The sequence below is a fragment of the uncultured Thiodictyon sp. genome, assembly GCA_903837595.1.
Classification (GTDB): Bacteria; Pseudomonadota; Gammaproteobacteria; order Chromatiales; family Chromatiaceae; genus Thiodictyon.
Genome location: CAILVI010000052.1, coordinates 1 through 17,952 on the forward strand (window position 1 = coordinate 1; position 17,952 = coordinate 17,952).

Here is a 17,952-nt window from a genome sequence, read left to right on the forward strand (position 1 = left end):
CAAGAATGACGGTCATCCCGGCCCCAAGACGGTCTGGATCGGGTTGCAGCGCGTACATGAGTTCACCATCGCACTCCAGGCCCGCGAAGATATGGTGAGGACATGTGTATAAGGATGAGAGCGGAGCCTGGGCACGAGAAGACGACGAAGCTATCCGCCGTTCTTCGTGATCTTGTCGCGACCGACAAAGTCCCCGCCGGTAGTGACGTTACCGTCCACATAGGCGCCGCCGCCTGTGTCGATCTGGATTCCGGTGTTGATAGTGCCGGTGTTGTTGCCGCGGACGAGTACCGCTGCGGGGCCGATTGTCGTCGTGCCGGGACCCTCTGAATGTTGCGCGATCATCGCCCGTGCATAGGCGGGATTGACCTGGCGTACGGCCAAGCCGTCCGGCGGCTGGGCGGTGCCGTCGAAGTCGCCTAGCACAGTGGCGCCCTGACAGAGCGCCACGGCGAAGGGGCCGACGCCCTTGAGTACCGTCAACTCCGGTTCCTGCGCGGCCCCGTAGTCCCGGCGCACGGTCTCCTCGATCTTGAAATAGAGATGTGTATAGAGGTCGAAGGCACTGACGAAGCCGCGGCGGCTGATGGTCCCGCGGCCCTGTAGGCCGTCCACCAGGGCTTGTGTAAAGAGCGTCAGTGCGCCGCGGCCGATATAGGACACCTGGCCCTCGCGGCAGGCGGTGATGATGATCCGCCCCTCACCGCTCGCGAGTAAGGCGGCGGCGGTCTGGGCCGGCAATGGGATGCCGGGCGCTGCTGCGGGGCGGAGGGTCGGCGCCAGTTCGCCCGCGTGGCAGGCGTTGACCACCAGCAGCAACCGCTTGGCCTTGATGGCGCGCAATCGCCCGATGAGCTCACCCTGGCGCAAGCCACTGCCGCTCACGACCCGGCCGCTGTTCAGGCCGGTGTCGTGCGCGGTGAGATAATAGTCGCCGTCCTCGCCATAGGCGCCATGGCCGCAGAAATACAGAAAAACGGTGTCGGCCGCGCCGGCCCGCTCACCGAGTGCGTCGAGTGCGGCGAGGATCCCGGCGCGGCTGGCGGTGGCGTCATGCAGCACCGTGACCTGATCAGCCGGATAACTGCAGAACACCGGATCGCGCAGGACACCAGCCAGGCGCTGGGCGTCGGCGGCGGTGATCGGCACATTGAGCTGCGGTTCGTGCTGGTAGCTGCCGACGCCGATCAGCAGGGCATGGCCCTGGGTGAATGCCATGGAAGACCTCCGGTCCTGTGTTGGTCCGGGGATCTTATCGCGGATTGGGGGATCAGGCGGCAGAGACTGTTGGCCGGCAGTGCGAACGATGGGTTTCGCTGCGCTCAACCCATCCTACGGGAATACGGTCGCAGGCTCGGCGCTTAGGTACGAGGGGAAAGCTGTGCCATTCGTATGCGCAAGGAACTGCGCCAATCCCTGCTCATAGCCCGGGCTGAGCAGGAAGCCCCCGTTGTGATCCCCGATGAGGTCCTGGAACGCCTTTGGGGGGTGGGCCGCCTCGTAGACTCGCTGGCCCAGGGCATAGGGGATGATGTCGTCTTCCCGGCTGTGCAGGACGAGCACCGGGCAGCGCACGGCGGAGAGTGCTGAGACCGTATCGAAGCGATAGCGCAGCATCGTGATGTGCGAGAGGACCGGATAGAGTGCTCCGGCCAGGTCCGGCACCGAGCTGAAGGTCGATTCCAGGATGAGCCCGGCGGGCTGGACCTCGGCCGCCAGGCGGGCGGCCACTGCCCCGCCCAGTGAGCGTCCGAAAATCACGATGGCGCCCGGCGCGATACCGCGGGTCCCGACCAGATAGTCCCAGGCGGCCGTGGCATCCCGGTAGAGACCCGCTTCACTGGGACGGCCATCGCTGCGTCCGTATCCCCGGTAATCGAGGATCAGCACCGCGAGCCCGCGCCGGTGGAAGATTTCCAGCGAGCTGCGCCGATGCGAGATGTTGCCGGCGTTGCCATGGAAGAACAGCAGCACCTGGTGGGCGCCTGGCTGTGGCAGATACCAGGCGTGCAACCGCACCCCGTCTCTGGCCCGCAGCCACAGCTCCTCGTAGGCCAGGCCCCAATCGCCGGGGGTCTGCGCGATCTCCCGGCTGGGCATAAAGACCATCCACGGCTGCAGCAGATAGAGCCCGCCGGCCAGCAGCCCGAGGAACAGGAGTAGTTCGGCCAGGGTCTTGATCATAACCGATCGGCTAAAGGGCCACCGGCAGCGGCTCGACATGCCAAATCTTTTCCGCATACTCCCGAATGGCCCGATCAGAGGAGAACTTCCCCATCCGCGCGACGTTGAGAATAGACATGCGGTCCCACTGCGCCCGGTCCGCCCAGGCCTGGCTGACCCGCTCCTGGCATTCGACATAGGCGCGGAAGTCCGCCAGCACCATGAAGGGGTCCTGGTTGATCAGGTTATCGGTCAGTGGGCGGAATAGGGTGGGGTCGCCGTGGGAGAAGAGCCCGGAGTTGATGAGATCAATGGCAGATTTGAGTTCGTGATCGTCCCGGTAGATGTCCCAGGGCCGATAGCCCTCTGCCTGGCGCCGGCTGACCTCGTCCGCGGTCATGCCGAACAGGAAGAAGTTCTCCGCCCCGACCTCCTCGCGGATCTCCACGTTGGCCCCGTCCAGGGTGCCAATCGTCAAGGCACCGTTCATCGAGAACTTCATATTCCCGGTGCCGGATGCCTCCTTGCCGGCGAGCGAGATCTGTTCCGAGAGGTCGGCGGCGGGATAGAGCCGCTGGCCGTTCTGGACATTGAAGTTAGGCATGAAGGCGACACGCAGCGTGCCGTTGATCTGGGGGTCGTGATTGATCACCTCACCGACCGCGTTGATCAGCTTGATGATCAGCTTGGCCATGTAATAGCCGGGGGCGGCCTTGGCGCCGAAAATGAAGGTGCGCGGGACGATGCTGTGGTTGGGGTCCTGCTTGATGTGCTGGTAGAGGCTGACGATATGCAGCAGGTTCAGGTGCTGGCGCTTGTATTCGTGCAGACGCTTGGCCTGGACGTCGAACAGGCTGTGCGGATCGACCTTGACCCAGGCGTTGTGCTCCAGCCACAGGGCCAGGCTGTGCTTGGCGGCGGTCTTCACTGCGCGCCATTGTGCCTGGAGCACGGTGTCGTCCGCATGGGCCTCCAGGGCGCGCAGGCGGTCCAGGTCGCGCAACCAGAGGTCGTCCCCGCAGGTCTCGGTGATCAGGGTCGTGAGGCGCGGGTTGCATACGGCGATGAAGCGGCGCGGGGTCACCCCGTTGGTGACATTGTGGAAGCGCTCCGGCCACAGCTCATAGAAGTCCTTCAGTACCGTGGTCTTGACCAGCTCGGAGTGCAGTGCGGCCACGCCGTTGACCGCGCTGGACCCCACCACTGCCAGGTTGGCCATCCGTATCCGCCGGCCACCCTCTTCACCGATCAACGACATCCGCGCGACCCGGCCCTCATCATTGAGGAAGCGCACCCGCACCTCGTCCAGGAAGCGGCGATTGATCTCGTAGATGATCTCCAGGTGGCGCGGCAGCACCTTCTCGAAGAGCCGCACCGACCAGGTCTCCAGTGCCTCGGGCAGCAGGGTGTGGTTGGTATAGCAGAAGGTCTGGTGGGTGATGGTCCAGGCCTGGTCCCAGCCCATGCCGTGTTCGTCCATCAATAGCCGCAGCAATTCGGCCACCGCGATGGCCGGGTGGGTGTCGTTGAGTTGGGCGACGAACTTGTCGGCAAAGGTATCGAGCCGGCCGACCGTGTTGAGATGCAGCCGGATCATGTCCTGGAGCGAGCAGGAGACGAAGAAATATTGCTGCTTCAGGCGCAGTTCCTTGCCGGCCTCGGGTTCGTCATTGGGATAGAGGACCTTGGAGATGGTCTCAGCCTCCATCTTGGCGTGGACTGCGCCGTAATAGTCGCCGGTATTGAATGACTGGAAGTCGAATGACTCGGGGGCCTCGGACTTCCATAGCCGCAGCAGGCTGACATTGCCGACCCCGTAACCCAGGATGGGGGTGTCATAGGCGACCCCGTTGACCTCCATATCGGCGATCCAACGCACCCGCAATGCCTCGTGCTCGTCGTGGTATTGCTCTGTGCGCCCGCCGAACTTGACCGGGAAGCGCAGTTTGTAGCGGGGCAGTTCCCAGGGGTTGCCGTTCTTGAGCCAGGTGTCGCTTTTCTCGACCTGCCAGCCGTCCTCGATCACCTGGTCGAAGATGCCGAATTCATAGCGGATGCCGTAGCCGATGGCGGGGATCTGCACCGTACTCAATGAATCCATATAACAGGCGGCGAGCCGCCCCAGGCCGCCGTTGCCCAGGCCCGGCTCCTCCTCGGTCTCCAGGATTTCGCGCAGATCCAGCCCGAGTTCGTGCCCGGCCTCGGTGGCGACCTCATTGATCCCCAAATTGACCAGATTGTTCAGCAGGTGGGGTCCGAGCAGAAACTCGGCGGACAGGTAGCAAACGGTGCGTGCCTGGGTATCGCGGTAGGTCTCGGCACACTTGATCCAGCGTCCCAGCAGGCGGTCACGTACCGTATAGGCGGTGGCCATATAGTTATCGTTGGGGCTGGCGACCTCGCGGAAGCGGCCTTGCACATAGAACAGGTTGTCGATGAAGGCCCGTTTCAGTGCGTCCTTCGACATGCCGGTGCGGGTGTGCTCGTGGGGCGGAGTTGCCGCTCCGTTCTGGGTCTCGGGCGTCTTCTGGGGGGGCATAGGGCATCTCTTGGTGTCTGTTATGCGTGGTGATTAGCGTCGTTCCTCAGCTAACCTAGTAGGGCGTTCCGCCTTTTCTTGTGACCCACCTAGGCCCCGAAGGGGCGGGACATACCAGCCCAGGGCAACGCCCTGGGAGAGCATTGTGTTATCGGTCTAGCCCTGAAAGGGCGTGACATAATGGCGTAGTTCCGTATGTCACGCCCTTTCAGGGCTAGGCTCGCTTATCTACCTCATACCCAGGGCGTTGCGCTGGGCTGGTATGTTCGACCCCGTTGGGGTCGGTCGGCAAGCTAGCGTGGAACCTGGTGCTAGGACCAACCATTCCTGGCTGGGTTATGCCATCGCGTTCTTTGCGCTCTTACAGCGGCCAGGTCCATTGCTCGAACTCCGGCTTGTCGATGCCGTTCTCGAAGGCATAGGCGCGCGCCTCGATCTGCAGGTCACGCATCCGCTGCTTCACATGGGCGCCGGTCGCCTGCAGGCGCGGTACCCGGTTGATGACATCAATGGCCAGGCTGAAGCGGTCGATCTCGTTGCTGATCGCCAGTTCCAGCGGCGTGTTGATGTTGCCCTTTTCCTTGTAGCCGCGCACATGCAGGTTGGCGTGATTGGTGCGGCGGTAGGCCAGGCGGTGGATCAGCCAGGGATAGCCGTGGAAGTTGAAGATAATCGGCTTGTCTTTGGTGAAGAGCGAGTCGAAGTCCGCGTCCGACAGACCGTGCGGGTGCTCCCCGCTCGGCTGCATCCGGAACAGGTCGACTACGTTGACGAAGCGGATCTTGATGTCGGCAAAGGCCTCGCGCAGCATTGCCGTGGCGGCCAGGGCCTCCTTGGTCGGGATGTCGCCACAGCCCACCATGACGACGTCTGGCTCTACGCCCTGGTCGTTGCTCGCCCAATCCCAGATGCCGAGGCCCTTGGTGCAGTGCTTGATGGCCTCGTCCATGCTGAGATATTGCAGGTGGTCCTGCTTGTCGCAGACGATGACGTTGATGTTGTTCATGCTGCGCAGGCAATGGTCGGCCGTGGACAGCAGGCAATTCACATCCGGGGGCAGATAGATGCGGGTGACCTCCGGGCTCTTGTTCACCACCACGTCCAGGAACCCCGGGTCCTGATGGGTGAAGCCGTTGTGGTCCTGACGCCAGACGGTGGAGGTGATCAGCAGGTTGAGCGAGGAGACGGGGGCCCGCCACGGGATATCATTGGCGATGTCCAGCCACTTGGCGTGCTGGTTGTACATGCTGTCGATGACGTGGACGAAGGCCTCGTAGGTGGCGAAAAAGCCGTGCCGGCCGCTGAGTACATAGCCCTCGTACCAGCCCTCCAGGGTGTGCTCGGAGAGCATTTCCAACACGCGCCCATCCGGTGCGAGCTCACCGCCGTCGGCGTCCTCAGGCTTGTAATCGCACAGCCAGAGTTTCTTGCTGACCGCATAGATCGCATCGAGCTTGTTGGATGAGTTCTCATCGGGTCCGAAGACGCGGAAGTTACGCATGTTCTCGGCCATGATGTCGCGCAGCAGCGCGCCCAATGGCTTGGTGTTCATGGCGCGGGTGGTTCCCGGCGTGCCCACGTCGGCCGCATACTCACGGAAGTTGGGCATCCGCAGCGCGCGGCGCAGGACACCGCCGTTGGCATGGGGGCTGGCGCTCATACGCAGAGTGCCGGTGGGGGCGAGTTCCTTGAGTTCGGGGATCAGCCGGCCTTCGGCGTCGAACAGCTCCTCTGGCTGGTAGCTGCGCAGCCAGTCTTCGAGCTGCTTCAGATGCGCCGGATTGTTGCGCAGGCCGGCCAGAGGGACCTGGTGTGCGCGCCAGAAGCCTTCGACCTTGTGACCGTCGACCTCCTTGGGGCCGGTCCAGCCCTTGGGCGAGCGTAGTACGATCATGGGCCAGTGGGCGCGGGTCGGCGTGCCGCTGGCGCGCGCGGCCTGCTGGATGTCCCGGATTTCGCCCGTACAGGTATCCAGCGTGGACGCCATCAGCTGGTGCATCACCATGGGGTCGTCACCCTCCACGAAATGGGGGGTCCAGCCATAGCCGCGCATCAGGCTCGCGAGTTCATCGCGAGGGATACGCGCCAGTAGGGTCGGGTTATTGATCTTGTAGCCGTTCAAATGCAGGATCGGCAGCACGGCCCCATCGCGGATGGGATTTAAGAACTTGCTGGAGTGCCAGGAGGTAGCCAGCGGGCCGGTCTCCGACTCGCCGTCGCCCACCGCCACCACCACCAGCAGGTTGGGATTGTCGAAGGCCGCGCCGAAGGCGTGGGAGATGGAATAGCCCAGTTCGCCCCCTTCGTGGATGGAGCCGGGGGTCTCCGGGGTGCAGTGCGAGCCGATGCCGCCGGGAAAGGAGAACTGCTTGAAAAAGGCGTGCAGGCCTTCCTCATCCTCGCTCTTGTTCGGATAGACCTCGGAGTAGGTCCCCTCCAGGTAGACCGGCGCCAGCACGCCCGGGGCGCCGTGGCCGGGGCCGGCCAGGAAGATGGCCTCCTGCTGCTGCTCGCGAATGATGCGGTTGACGTGAACATACATGAAGGACAGGCCGGGGCTGGCGCCCCAGTGGCCCAGGAGCCGCTCCTTGATGTGCTCCTCTTTCAGTGGCTCGCGCAACAGCGGGTTGCCGCGTAGATAGATCATGCCGGCGGCGAGGTAATTGCAGGCGCGCCAGTAGGCGTCCATCTTGCGCAGAAGGTCTGGGGACAAAGGGGCGAGTGTCGTCGAGCCGGGCGTTTGGGCGGTCATGGACGGATTCTCCAATGGTCGATTTTTTCGCGCTGAAGGTGGTCGCAGGATAGCGGGTGCCAGGCTAGCCTCGTGGGGTGACCGCGCCGTGATCTCGCGGGGTTAGGCGAATCGATGCAGCTGGTCACAACAGGATACTCGCTTGGGGGTTGGGATCGACGCAAGCGCGTACAACCCGGGGTACGCGTTCGATCCGCCAGGCGCGAGCTGCGTACTCCCAGAAACCGGCCAGCGAGGTCCGGGACTCGGCTGGGGCCGCCGCCTGACCTAGCCAACCCCAGGCGCGCAGCAGGGCGGGCCAGGGAGCGGCCGGGTCCACCGGGGCGGCGGCCTGCGACTTGCTCAGTTTGTGCCCTGTGGCATCGACCGCGAGCGGGACATGGGCGTAGCTCGGGGTAGCCAGTCCCAGGGACTGTTGCAGCAGGCACTGGCAGGGGGTGGAGTCGAGCAGGTCGGCGCCCCGGACCACATGGCTGATGCCTTGCCAGGCATCGTCGACGACGACCGCCAGTTGGTAGGCGTGGAGGCCGTCGGCGCGCCGCAGGATGCAGTCCCCGAAGTCCTGGGCGACGTCCTGGCGCTGCTCGCCCTGGATGCGGTCGTGCACGCGCACCGCTGTGGGTGGGGTGCGCAGACGTAGCGAGCGGGGTGGGCGGCCGGGCGGGAGTCCCGGGCGGCAGGTGCCGGCATAGATGGGGCCGGCCGGTCCGTGCCGGCCGTCGCGGGCAATTTCGGCTCGCGAACAGGCGCAGGGGTAGGTGAGTCCCCGGACGGTGAGTTGTTGCAGGGCCTGGGCATAGGCCTGCGTGCGTCGGCTCTGGAACAGTGGTTCTTCGTCCCAGTACAGACCCAACGCCCGCAGGGTGCACAGGATGGCGTCGGCCGCCCCCGGCACCTCGCGGGGGCGATCCAGGTCCTCGATGCGCACGATCCACGTGCCGCCGTGGGCGCGGGCATCGGCAAAACTCGCCACCGCGGCGATCAGTGACCCGAAGTGCAGCGCGCCGGTCGGTGACGGGGCAAAGCGTCCCCGGTAGGTCATCGCCGGGCGGGGGGCTCAGCCGCGCTGCTTCTCGCGGATTTCGTCGAGCGTCTTGCAGTCGATACAGAGCGTGGCGGTGGGGCGCGCCTCCAGGCGGCGCACGCCGATCTCCACCCCACAGGCCTCGCAGAACCCATACTCGTGCTCGGTGAGGCGGGTCATGCCCTCATCGATCTTCTTGATCAACTTACGCTCCCGGTCGCGGGTGCGCAGTTCCAGGCTGAATTCAGACTCCTGGGTGGCGCGGTCGTTCGGGTCCGGGAAGTTGGTCGCCTCGTCCTGCATGTGGTGAACGGTGCGGTCCACCTCCTCCATCAAGGACCGCTTCCAGGCCAGCAGGATCTGCCGGAAGTGCTCCTCCTGCGCCGGGCTCATGTACTCCTCGCCCTCGGCGACGTTGTAGGGTTCGAAGCCGAACGCCTTGGGCTCTTGGTTGTTGACGGGGTTGGTTGTTGTCTCGGCCATGAACGTGCTCCCGCAGTCTCGCAGTGGGATGAGTCGCGACCTTATCGCCAGCCCCATCCTTAGGCCAGGCCGCGAAAAGCGCCCTTTAGTACCAGATTGGCGCGCCCTGGGCAACCCGCCTGAGTGCTGGCCGCACGGTGGGTGCGTGCCGCGGGGCGCGGAATTGGCCCGTTTTACCTTGCTGAACCTGAAAAAAACGCCGGACGGCCGCCGTGGCTGGCGTGAGCGCGGGCCACACGGCGCCCCGTCAGATGCCTTTCGCGATTATGTTTCCATGCAATACATCCGCTCGATCGCCTCGCGATGCCGCTTCAGGACCTCGCTGCGCTTGACCTTCAGCGTCGGCGTCAGGAGCCCGTTCTCGATCGTCCAGGGCTCCAGGGTTAGGGTCACCCGGCGGACCTTGGCGTAGCCGGGGAAGTCACTGAGCGCCACCCGGACGCGCTTGAGCATGTCCCTGACCAAGTGCGGGTCCTCGAGACTCACGGGCGCGGCGGGGTCGAGTCCGAATTCCTGGGCCAGGCCGGTCCAGAGGTCCCCGTTGAGCACCAGCAGGCTGCTGAGATAGGAACGCCCCTCGCCGAGCACCAAGGCCTGCTCGAACAGTGGGTCCATGGTGATCGCCATCTCCATGTCCGCCGGGGGGACCTTCTCGCCGTTGGACAGAACCAGGATGTCCTTGAGGCGGCCCGTGATGTAGACGTGCCGGGCGGCGAGGCGCGCCTGGTCCCCGGTGTGCAGCCAGCCATCGTGGGTCAGGACCAGCGTGGTGGCGGCATGGTTGTTCCAGTAGCCCAGCATGACACTGTGGCCCTTGACCAACAATTCGTCGTTCGCCCCGATGCGCACCTGCATCCCGCGGATGGGTACGCCCACGCTGTCGGGCAGGTTGTCCTCGATGGGGTTGACGGTGATCACCGGGCTGGTCTCGGTCAGTCCATAGCCCTGCAACAGGGGCAGGCCGAGACTGAGGAAGGTGCGCGCGACCGCATAGGGCAGGGGCGCACCACCGCTGACCGCCGCGCGCATGCGCCCGCCCAACTTGTCCAACACCTGCGCCGCCACCTTGCGGCTTAGCCATGGCCATAGCAAGAGCAGTGGGTGCCAGCCGCCACGCCCCTGGTTGCGCAGGAAGTTGCGCCAGCCCACCGCGACGGTCAAGCGAAAGAGCCAACGCACCGGGGCCGGGCGGGTGGTCAACTGGTCTGCGACCCGGGCATAGACCCGCTCGAAGACCCGGGGCACGGCGATCATCAGCGTCGGGCGGATGGTCTGCAGGTCCTCCGCGAGTTGGCCCACGGAGCGCGCGAAGGCCACGCAGGACCCCGCCATCATCGGCAGATAATAGCCACCGGTGCGCTCCAGCGCGTGTGAGAGCGGTAGGAAGGACAGGAATACGTCTTCCTGGTAGACCGCGATGAGTACGACCGAGGCATGGGCATCGGACAGCAGGTTGTGGTGGGAGAGCATCACCCCTTTGGGTCGTCCGGTGGTGCCGGAGGTATAGATGATGGTCGCAAGCCCGCGGGGGTCGGCCTCCCGTGCGGGCGGCACTGGGGCCGTGTCCGGCAGCCAGGCGTCCGCCACCCGCACCCGCGGGTCGTCGGCGGCCAGGCGCAGCGCCTCGGCGCCCCCGTCCAGGAGCACCACCCGCGGCGGCCAGGGGGCCGTCCCGACCACCTCCGCCAGGCGCTTCCAGCGCCCGGCGTCCTGGACCAGCAGCACCTTGACCCCCGCGTCCTGGAGGATATAGGCCGCGTTGTCGGCCCGGTCGTCGGTGTAGAGCGGGACCGTGACCAGGCCCAGCGATAGGGCCGCCAGGTCGAACATCACCCATTCCGGGCCGTTGCGCAGCAGCATGGCGACCCGGTCGCCGCTCGACAGGGCCTCGCTCGCCAGGGCCGCGCGCCAGCGCGCCACCGCCTGCCCCATCGCGCGCCAGGTCAGTTGCTGCCAGCCGCGGTCCCGGTCATGGAAGCGGTAGGCGATGCGCTCCGGTGAGCGCCGTACCCGCTGCAAGAAGAGCCCGTCCAGGGTCGCGGCATGCTCGATGGAGATCAGGTCCTCTGACCATTGGCTCACGGTGGTGTCCTCGGCGAGTGTGTTGGCGACCCGGAACCCTTGCCGTCGGCCTGGTGGCGCGGCGCCGCGGCCGGGACGTGTCGGGATCGGAGCCGTTTCATTTGGCGCCGCGTAAGGTATACGAGGACCATGCGCCTTTGCAATCATGCCAAACCCTTGACGGTCCGGATGACGGCGCCGCCGCCGCGCGGACCCGCAGGATCGGCCCAGACCGGGCGGCGGCTGCGCTAGAATCGCCTGCTACCAACCGCCGTGCGCCTGGAGACCATGATGCAGATCGAAGTCAACGCAGTACCCACCGAGGTCGCGGATGGCGCCCTGGTGGCCACACTCATCGCGACCCTGGCCCTGGCCGGGAAGCGCATCGCCGTGGAGGTCAACGGTGAGCTGGTGCCGCGCAGCCGCTTCGATTCCCAGCGGCTCGCCCCCGGCGACCGGGTGGAGATCATCCAGGCCGTCGGCGGGGGCTGAGTGGGACTTCCTTTGTCCGAAAACGCACGCAAGTAGAGCCTTTGTCCGCCACCCCCCCACAGTTCCCCCACAGTCCGGAGCCGTCGCGCCATGTCCCAAGCCCCTACCCATTCCGATCGCTTCACCATCGCTGGTCAGGAGTTCAGCTCGCGACTCTTGGTCGGCACCGGCAAATACAAGGACCTGGCCGAGACTGCCCGCGCCATCGAGGCGAGCGGGGCGGAGATCGTCACCGTCGCCGTGCGTCGCACCAACATCGGCCAGACCCCCGGGGAGCCCAACATCCTGGATGTGCTGCCCCCGGAGCGCTACACCATCCTGCCCAACACCGCCGGCTGCTACGACGCGGAGACCGCCGTGCGCACCTGCCGCCTGGCGCGCGAACTGCTGGACGGCCACAATCTGGTGAAGCTGGAGGTCCTGGGCGACGAGAAGACCCTGTTCCCGGACGTCATCGCGACGCTCGCGGCGGCGGAGATCCTGGTCAAGGACGGCTTTGACGTGATGGTCTACACCAACGACGACCCGATCATCGCCCGGCGTCTGGAGGAGTTGGGCTGTGTGGCCATCATGCCGCTGGCCGCCCCCATTGGCTCCGGGCTCGGTGTGCGCAACCCGCTGAACATCCTGACCATCGTCGAGAATGCCCGGGTCCCGGTGCTGGTCGATGCGGGGGTCGGCACGGCCTCTGACGCGGCGATCGCCATGGAACTGGGCTGCGACGGGGTGCTGATGAACACCGCCATCGCCGCCGCGCGCGACCCGGTGCTGATGGCGGGCGCCATGCGCAAGGCGATCGAGGCCGGGCGCGAGGCCTATCTCGCCGGGCGCATGGCGCCCAAGCGCTTCGCGTCGGCGTCTTCGCCGATGACGGGGCTGTTCTTCTGAGCCTTCCTGATGTACCGACACCGGCTCGACAACCGTCGAACCTGTCTGCCTGCCGGAATCGGTTAAGTGAGATTCCGTCCGAGCACATCGGTCAGCACGGGACGGCCAGGCATGGAAGCGCCGAGAGCCCGCATGACGGGGCGGAACGCTGGTCGGGCTGGAGTACAGTCTCGACCCGGCCGGCCCGGCCGTCCCGCAGCAGACGGGCTGGCGGGCGGTTTGAACGGTCCGGTTTCGGCCATGAGCGGCCGCCGATCTGTGCTTGATGAGAGTCCGGTCAAGCGATCAAAGCCGTCAGTCACGCTGCGTGCGGCTATCCAGCCTTTATCAGTTGGCTCTCGCACGGGTTGCGCGAGACCGATCAGGCCAAGGAATTGGGCTAAAATCGTTACCCTGTCTCGTCGAGCGCACGGAGTGGCGCAGACCTGGAGCATCCCGGAGGGCCGGCGAAGGTGCAAGACCCTCGTCAGGGCACGCCAAATTGCCACAACTGTCGCCCTCCAATGTCTTCGTTCAAGCGTAATATGTGCGCATGAGAATTGACGTCGACCTCACGAACTGCGACCGCGAACCGATCCAGTACACGGGCGCGATCCAACCCCATGGCGCGCTGCTGGTCGTGGAAGAGCCCGCGCTGCGCATTGTGCAGGTGAGCGCCAACAGCGAGAGCTACCTGGGGCTCGCGCCCGCGGCGCTGCTCGGACAGCCGCTCGGGGTATTGCTGGATGATGAAACCGTCGCGGCCCTGCGCGCCCGGTTGGTCAGCCAGGAGTTGGCGATCAGGTTGCAGTGGCTGATGAGCGTGCAGACGCGCGCGCGGCCTGACCCCTTCCATCTGTTCGGCAACCGGGCGGACGGGGTGTTGCTGCTCGAATTTGAACGCCGCGACCCCGCGGCCCGCGCCCATGCGCCGGACCTCTATCAGGAGGTCCACACGACGATCGAGCGGCTTCAGTCCGCGCCCTCCCTGCGACAGTTTTTCGACCTGGCCGTCACGGAGATCCGCGCGCTCACGGGATTCGATCGGGTCATGGCCTACCGCTTCGACGCCGACAGCAGCGGCGAGGTGATCGCCGAAGCGGTCGGTGAGGGACGCGAGAGCTATCTGGGCCTGCATTACCCGGCGGTCGATATCCCCGAGCCCGCGCGCCGGCTGTTCCGCCTGAGCTGGGTGCGGCATCTGCCCGATGTGGACTATGTCCCCGTGCCCTTGGTCCCGGAACACCATCCGGTGAGCGACGCGCCGGTCGATCTGAGCTATGCGTTCTCGCGCAGCGTCTCGGTCATGTACACCGGCTACCTCCGCAACATGGGCGTCCAGGCTACCCTGGTGACCACCCTGCTCAAGGACGGGCGGCTGTGGGGCCTGATCTCCTGCATGCACCACGCGACGCCCCATTACGTCCCCTATGAGACCCGGGTCGCCGTCGAATTTCTCGCCCACATGCTCTCCCTGCTGATGGGGTCGAAGGACAGCGAGGAGCACGCGGCCTATCGACTGGCCCTGAGCGACACGCGCCGGCAGTTGCTCGCGGCGCTGCTCACGACCAACGCCTTTCACGCCGCCTTGATCGATACCCAGCCGAACCTCTTGACGGCCCTCGCGGCCGATGGCGTGGCCCTGTTCGCCGACGGCCATCTCAGCTGCCTCGGCCACACCCCCAGTGAGCCCGAAATCCGGGCCTTGCTCGATTGGCTGGCGACGCACGACGCCCTGCAGTTTGCCAGCCACCGCCTCGCGCAGGACTATCCGCCGGCTGCGGCGTTCCGCGCGCAGGCCAGTGGCCTGCTGGCCGTGCGGCTGGCCCCGGGCGCCCCCGAGGGCGTGTGCTGGTTCCGGCGTGAGGTCGTGCAGAGCGTGCACTGGGCGGGCAATCCGCACAAGCCGGTGGAGGTGGATCAAACGGGAGGGGACGTTCGGCTGTTGCCGCGGACCTCCTTTGCCTTGTGGAAAGAAAGCGTGGCCGGTCAGTCGCGCCCCTGGCTGGACTGTGAGATCGAACACGCCGCCGAAGTCCGCCGGGGGCTCGTCGAATTCCTTATCGGCCACGCCGAGCAGCTCAAACGGATGAACCAGGCGCTGGCCGACAGCAACCTGGAACTCGACACCTTCGCCTATGCGGCCTCGCATGACCTCAAGGAGCCCTTACGGGGGATCCACACCCTGGCAGAGTTCCTTGAGGACGACGAGGGCGCACGCCTCTCCGAACCCGGCCGCCAGCGCCTGGAGACCATCCGGCGGCTCACCCTGCGAATGGGGGAGCTGATCGAGTCCCTGCTCCAGTATTCGCGGGTCGGACGGATCGACCTCGTGCGCGAGGCGGTCGACCTCAACGCGGTGCTGGCGCAGACGCTGGAGGATCTCCAACCGTTTCTCGCGGCCCACCATGCCCAGGTGCAGGGACTTGGCAGCTTGCCGCTGCTCTCCTGTGACCGGGTGCGGGCCGGCGAGATTCTCAGCAACCTGATCACCAACGCCTGTAAGTACAATGACCAGCCGGTCAAACAGGTGGTCGTCGGCAGCGACCAGACGCGTGATCCGCCGGTCCTGTTCGTGCGCGACAACGGGATCGGGATCGACGCCCAGCATCTCATCCGGATCTTTCAGGTCTTCCGCCGCCTGCATGGGCGTGATGAGTACGGCGGCGGGACGGGGGCCGGGCTCACCATTACAAAAAAGGCCGTTGAACGCCATGGGGGTGCGATCTGGGTGGAGTCCGTGCCCGGTCAGGGTTCGACCTTTTACTTCACCCTCGCGCCGCGCCCCTGAACGATGGCGGCGCCACTCTCTCATGACGGGTTGCTGGTGGTCGAGGATTCCGACGAAGACTTCGCGGTGATCGGCTGGGCGCTCCAGCGTGCCGGCTTCCCGGGGCCGATCCGGCGCTGCACGCGGGTGGCGGAGGCCCTGTCGGTGCTGGGGAACAGTGAGGCGGAATCCCTCGCACCCGGCGCGCGTCCCCGCGTGGTGCTGCTCGACCTCAACCTGCCGGATGGCGATGGCCGCGACCTCCTGGAAGCCCTTTGGACCCGCCACGGCGCGCTCCCTGTGCCCATCGTCATTCTCACCAGCTCCGCCCATCCCCACGACATGGCGGACTGCACGCGCCTGGGCGCGGCCGGTTACCTGGTCAAACCGTTCGACCGGGCCACCTTCGCCGCGCAGATCCAGGCGTTCGTCCAGGCCTGGTTTACGCCGTGGCAGCACCCGCAGTCCTGACCAGGAATTCGCCGCCGGTGCTGGATGAAAACCCCTTCTTCACCCAGACTCACTGGCATGACCAACCCGCGCCCCACCGTTCTCATCCTCGACGACAGCCCCGAAGACACGGAGGCGTTCCAGCGTGCCCTACGGGAGGACTTCCAGGTTCTCACGGCCGCCACCGGAGCGCAGGGCCGCGCCCTGATCGCCGCCCAGCCGCCGGACTGCCTGCTCCTCGACTATATGCTGCCCGACCTGACGGCGGTGGAGTTCCTCGCCGCGCGGGACCCCGCCCAAGTGGATGCTTATGCGGTGATCGTCCTCACCGGCCACGCCGAGGTTGCCCTTGCCGTCGACTGCATGAAGCACGGCGCCCACGACTTCCTGACCAAAGGCCGGTTTCGCGGGGACGAGCTGCGCCGTGCGGTGACCCAGGGGATCGAGAAACTCGCGCTGCGCCGTCAGGTGGCGACGCAGCAACAGGCGCTGGAACGCGCCTTTGCGACGTTACAGGCCAGCGAGGCTCGCTTACAGGCCAGCGAGGCCCTGCTCCGGCTGGCCCTCGCTGCCGCCCGCCAGGGGATCTTCGACTGGGACATAGCGACCAACCGGCTCACCTGGACGCGCCAGCACGAAGTCCTGTTTGATTTTAAGCCCGGCGAGTTCGACGGTACCTACGCAGCGTTTGCCAGCCGGGTCCATCCCCAGGACCTGCCTGGAGTCGACGTCGAGTTGACGCGCTGTATCGCCGCGCGGGAGCCGCTCGACTGTGAGTACCGGGTGATCTGGCGCGATGGCAGCCAGCACTGGATCGCGGCACGCGGAGAATTCGTCTTCAATGCCACCGGTCAACCGCTACGGATGCGCGGGGTGGTGATGGAGGTCACGCAACGCAAACAGGCCGAGTTGGAGCTGTGCCGGTACCGGCAGGTCGTCGAGACCGCCGGCGAGATGCTGCTCTTCATCGACCGAGAATTGCGATTCGGGATAGTCAACCCCGCCTACGCGCAGCAATTCCAGCGCCCCCCCGCGGACTTTGTCGGGCGTCGGATTGAGGAGATGTTGAAGCCGGACGCCTATGCCTTGGTCGCCGCCCACTTGGAATTGACCCTGGCCGGACAGCCTCAGCAATTCAGTTTGCAGAGTCCGCACCGCGATGGTCAGACGCGTGATTTGGAGATCACGCAGCAGCCCTTCTGGATGGACGGGGAAGTGCAAGGCGTCGTGGTGAGTCTTCACGATGTGACCGCCTTGCGGGAAATCCAGCGCACACTGGAAGCCGAGCGGGCATGTCTGGAAGAACGCGTTACCGCGCGCACCGCCGCACTGCAAGCCTCCGAGACCAAGCTGCGCAGCATCTATGACCTGCTGCCGGTAGGCCTCACCATCACCAATCCCGCGGGTCAGATCATCGACTGCAACCGCGCCTCGGAGACGCTGCTGGGACTCTCGCGGGAGGCACAATTCCAACGCACCTACGATGGTCCGGAGTGGACGATTGTCCGCCCGGATGGCACACCCATGCCGCCTGAAGAATACGCCAGTGTGCGGGCACTGGCGGAGCATCAGACGGTCCGCGACGTGGAGTTGGGGATCGTCAAGCCGGAGGGCCTCACCTGGATTTCGGTCAGCGCCATGCCCGCAACCCATCCGGATTATGGGGTGGTCATCGCCTATGTGGACATCACCCGGCGCAAGCAGGCCGAAATCGCCATGAGCGAATCGCAAAACCTGCTCCTGACAGTCATTGATACCGCACCGATCCGGGTGTTCTGGAAGGACCGCAACCTGCGCTATCTTGGGTGCAATCGGGCTTTTGCGATGGACGCCGGGATGGCGCACTCGCACGATGTCATCGGAAAAGACGACTGTCAGCTAAGCTGGGCGGCGCAGGCCGAACGGTATCGGGCCGATGACCGGTCCGTCATGGCGTCTGGTATCCCCAAGCTGTCCTATGATGAACCGCAGACGACGCCGAGCGGACAGACGATGTGGCTGCGTACGTCAAAGGTCGTACTCCGGGACCGCGACCACGCCGTATTCGGATTGTTGGGGATCTATGAGGACGTCACCGAACGCAAGCAGGTCGAAGCTGCCTTACAAGCAAGCGAGGCGAAGGCCCGCGCCATCATTGACGCCTCTCCGGTTCCGTTCGCCATCGCCCATGAAACAGGCGCCGTCAGCTATCTCAATGCCGCGTTCACGGAGACCTTTGGCTACATATAGTTGCTCCGACTGGAGTGCAGTATTCATAATGTGTTGTTGCGGATCGGCGCCTGTCGTTGGCGTCGGTCCACCGAGTCCGCCCGCTGTGCTATATCTAGCACGACGGGCTGACAACGCCACCG

Annotated in this window: 12 protein-coding genes; 5 read left to right on the top strand and 7 right to left on the bottom strand. The window is 65.5% G+C overall.

Annotation, left to right across the window (positions count from 1 at the left end):
* Positions 1–150: 150 nt before the first annotated feature.
* The 7 genes from QZY44_RS02775 to QZY44_RS02805 all read right to left on the bottom strand — a co-directional run bounded on the left by QZY44_RS02775 (position 151) and on the right by QZY44_RS02805 (position 11,043).
* Entirely contained in the window at positions 151–1,218 is a 1,068-nt protein-coding gene (locus QZY44_RS02775) for a caspase family protein (RefSeq protein ID WP_295441921.1), read from the bottom strand.
* Between the two features lie 114 nt (positions 1,219–1,332).
* A complete protein-coding gene (locus QZY44_RS02780; RefSeq protein ID WP_295441924.1) occupies positions 1,333–2,184 on the bottom strand; it encodes an alpha/beta hydrolase in 852 nt (283 codons plus the stop codon).
* A gap of 10 nt (positions 2,185–2,194) precedes the next feature.
* Complete coding sequence (locus tag QZY44_RS02785) at positions 2,195–4,702, bottom strand: glycogen/starch/alpha-glucan phosphorylase (RefSeq protein ID WP_295441928.1); 2,508 nt, start codon at positions 4,700–4,702, stop codon at positions 2,195–2,197.
* A 361-nt stretch (positions 4,703–5,063) separates the two neighbouring features.
* A complete protein-coding gene (locus QZY44_RS02790) occupies positions 5,064–7,454 on the bottom strand; it encodes a phosphoketolase family protein (RefSeq protein ID WP_295441930.1) in 2,391 nt (796 codons plus the stop codon).
* A 124-nt stretch (positions 7,455–7,578) separates the two neighbouring features.
* Entirely contained in the window at positions 7,579–8,496 is a 918-nt protein-coding gene (gene gluQRS, locus QZY44_RS02795) for a tRNA glutamyl-Q(34) synthetase GluQRS (protein WP_295441932.1), read from the bottom strand.
* 15 nt (positions 8,497–8,511) lie between these two features.
* Complete coding sequence (gene dksA / locus QZY44_RS02800; protein ID WP_295441935.1) at positions 8,512–8,961, bottom strand: RNA polymerase-binding protein DksA; 450 nt, start codon at positions 8,959–8,961, stop codon at positions 8,512–8,514.
* Positions 8,962–9,225: 264 nt separating this feature from the next.
* Positions 9,226–11,043: an AMP-dependent synthetase/ligase gene (locus tag QZY44_RS02805; protein ID WP_295441938.1), complete on the bottom strand. Its 1,818-nt coding sequence runs from the start codon at positions 11,041–11,043 to the stop codon at positions 9,226–9,228.
* 270 nt (positions 11,044–11,313) lie between these two features.
* Here QZY44_RS02805 and thiS point away from each other — a divergent pair, with 270 nt between their 5' ends.
* From thiS to QZY44_RS02830, 5 genes are all read left to right on the top strand, one after another.
* Positions 11,314–11,514, top strand: coding sequence for a sulfur carrier protein ThiS (thiS, locus tag QZY44_RS02810; RefSeq protein ID WP_295441953.1), 201 nt, complete (start codon positions 11,314–11,316; stop codon positions 11,512–11,514).
* Between the two features lie 90 nt (positions 11,515–11,604).
* Positions 11,605–12,402 carry a thiazole synthase gene (locus QZY44_RS02815; RefSeq protein WP_295441940.1) on the top strand — a complete coding sequence of 266 codons (798 nt, stop codon included), beginning with the start codon at positions 11,605–11,607 and terminating at the stop codon, positions 12,400–12,402.
* A 532-nt stretch (positions 12,403–12,934) separates the two neighbouring features.
* Entirely contained in the window at positions 12,935–15,172 is a 2,238-nt protein-coding gene (locus tag QZY44_RS02820; protein ID WP_295441943.1) for an ATP-binding protein, read from the top strand.
* A 3-nt stretch (positions 15,173–15,175) separates the two neighbouring features.
* On the top strand, positions 15,176–15,622 hold the full coding sequence (locus tag QZY44_RS02825; RefSeq protein WP_295441947.1) for a response regulator: 447 nt from the start codon (positions 15,176–15,178) through the stop codon (positions 15,620–15,622).
* Positions 15,623–15,679: 57 nt separating this feature from the next.
* Positions 15,680–17,830, top strand: coding sequence for a PAS domain S-box protein (locus QZY44_RS02830; protein ID WP_295441950.1), 2,151 nt, complete (start codon positions 15,680–15,682; stop codon positions 17,828–17,830).
* Positions 17,831–17,952: the final 122 nt, after the last annotated feature.

Excerpts from the sequence above, each read along its gene's own strand:
- QZY44_RS02780 (WP_295441924.1), bottom strand. The coding sequence starts at position 2,184 with ATGATCAAGACCCTGGCCGAACTACTCCTGTTCCTCGGGCTGCTGGCC.
- dksA (WP_295441935.1), bottom strand. The coding sequence starts at position 8,961 with ATGGCCGAGACAACAACCAACCCCGTCAACAACCAAGAGCCCAAGGCG.
- QZY44_RS02825 (WP_295441947.1), top strand. The coding sequence starts at position 15,176 with ATGGCGGCGCCACTCTCTCATGACGGGTTGCTGGTGGTCGAGGATTCC.
- thiS (WP_295441953.1), top strand. The coding sequence starts at position 11,314 with ATGCAGATCGAAGTCAACGCAGTACCCACCGAGGTCGCGGATGGCGCC.
- QZY44_RS02785 (WP_295441928.1), bottom strand. The coding sequence starts at position 4,702 with ATGCCCCCCCAGAAGACGCCCGAGACCCAGAACGGAGCGGCAACTCCG.
- QZY44_RS02775 (WP_295441921.1), bottom strand. The coding sequence starts at position 1,218 with ATGGCATTCACCCAGGGCCATGCCCTGCTGATCGGCGTCGGCAGCTAC.
- QZY44_RS02820 (WP_295441943.1), top strand. The coding sequence starts at position 12,935 with ATGAGAATTGACGTCGACCTCACGAACTGCGACCGCGAACCGATCCAG.
- QZY44_RS02830 (WP_295441950.1), top strand. The coding sequence starts at position 15,680 with ATGACCAACCCGCGCCCCACCGTTCTCATCCTCGACGACAGCCCCGAA.
- gluQRS (WP_295441932.1), bottom strand. The coding sequence starts at position 8,496 with ATGACCTACCGGGGACGCTTTGCCCCGTCACCGACCGGCGCGCTGCAC.
- QZY44_RS02790 (WP_295441930.1), bottom strand. The coding sequence starts at position 7,454 with ATGACCGCCCAAACGCCCGGCTCGACGACACTCGCCCCTTTGTCCCCA.
- QZY44_RS02815 (WP_295441940.1), top strand. The coding sequence starts at position 11,605 with ATGTCCCAAGCCCCTACCCATTCCGATCGCTTCACCATCGCTGGTCAG.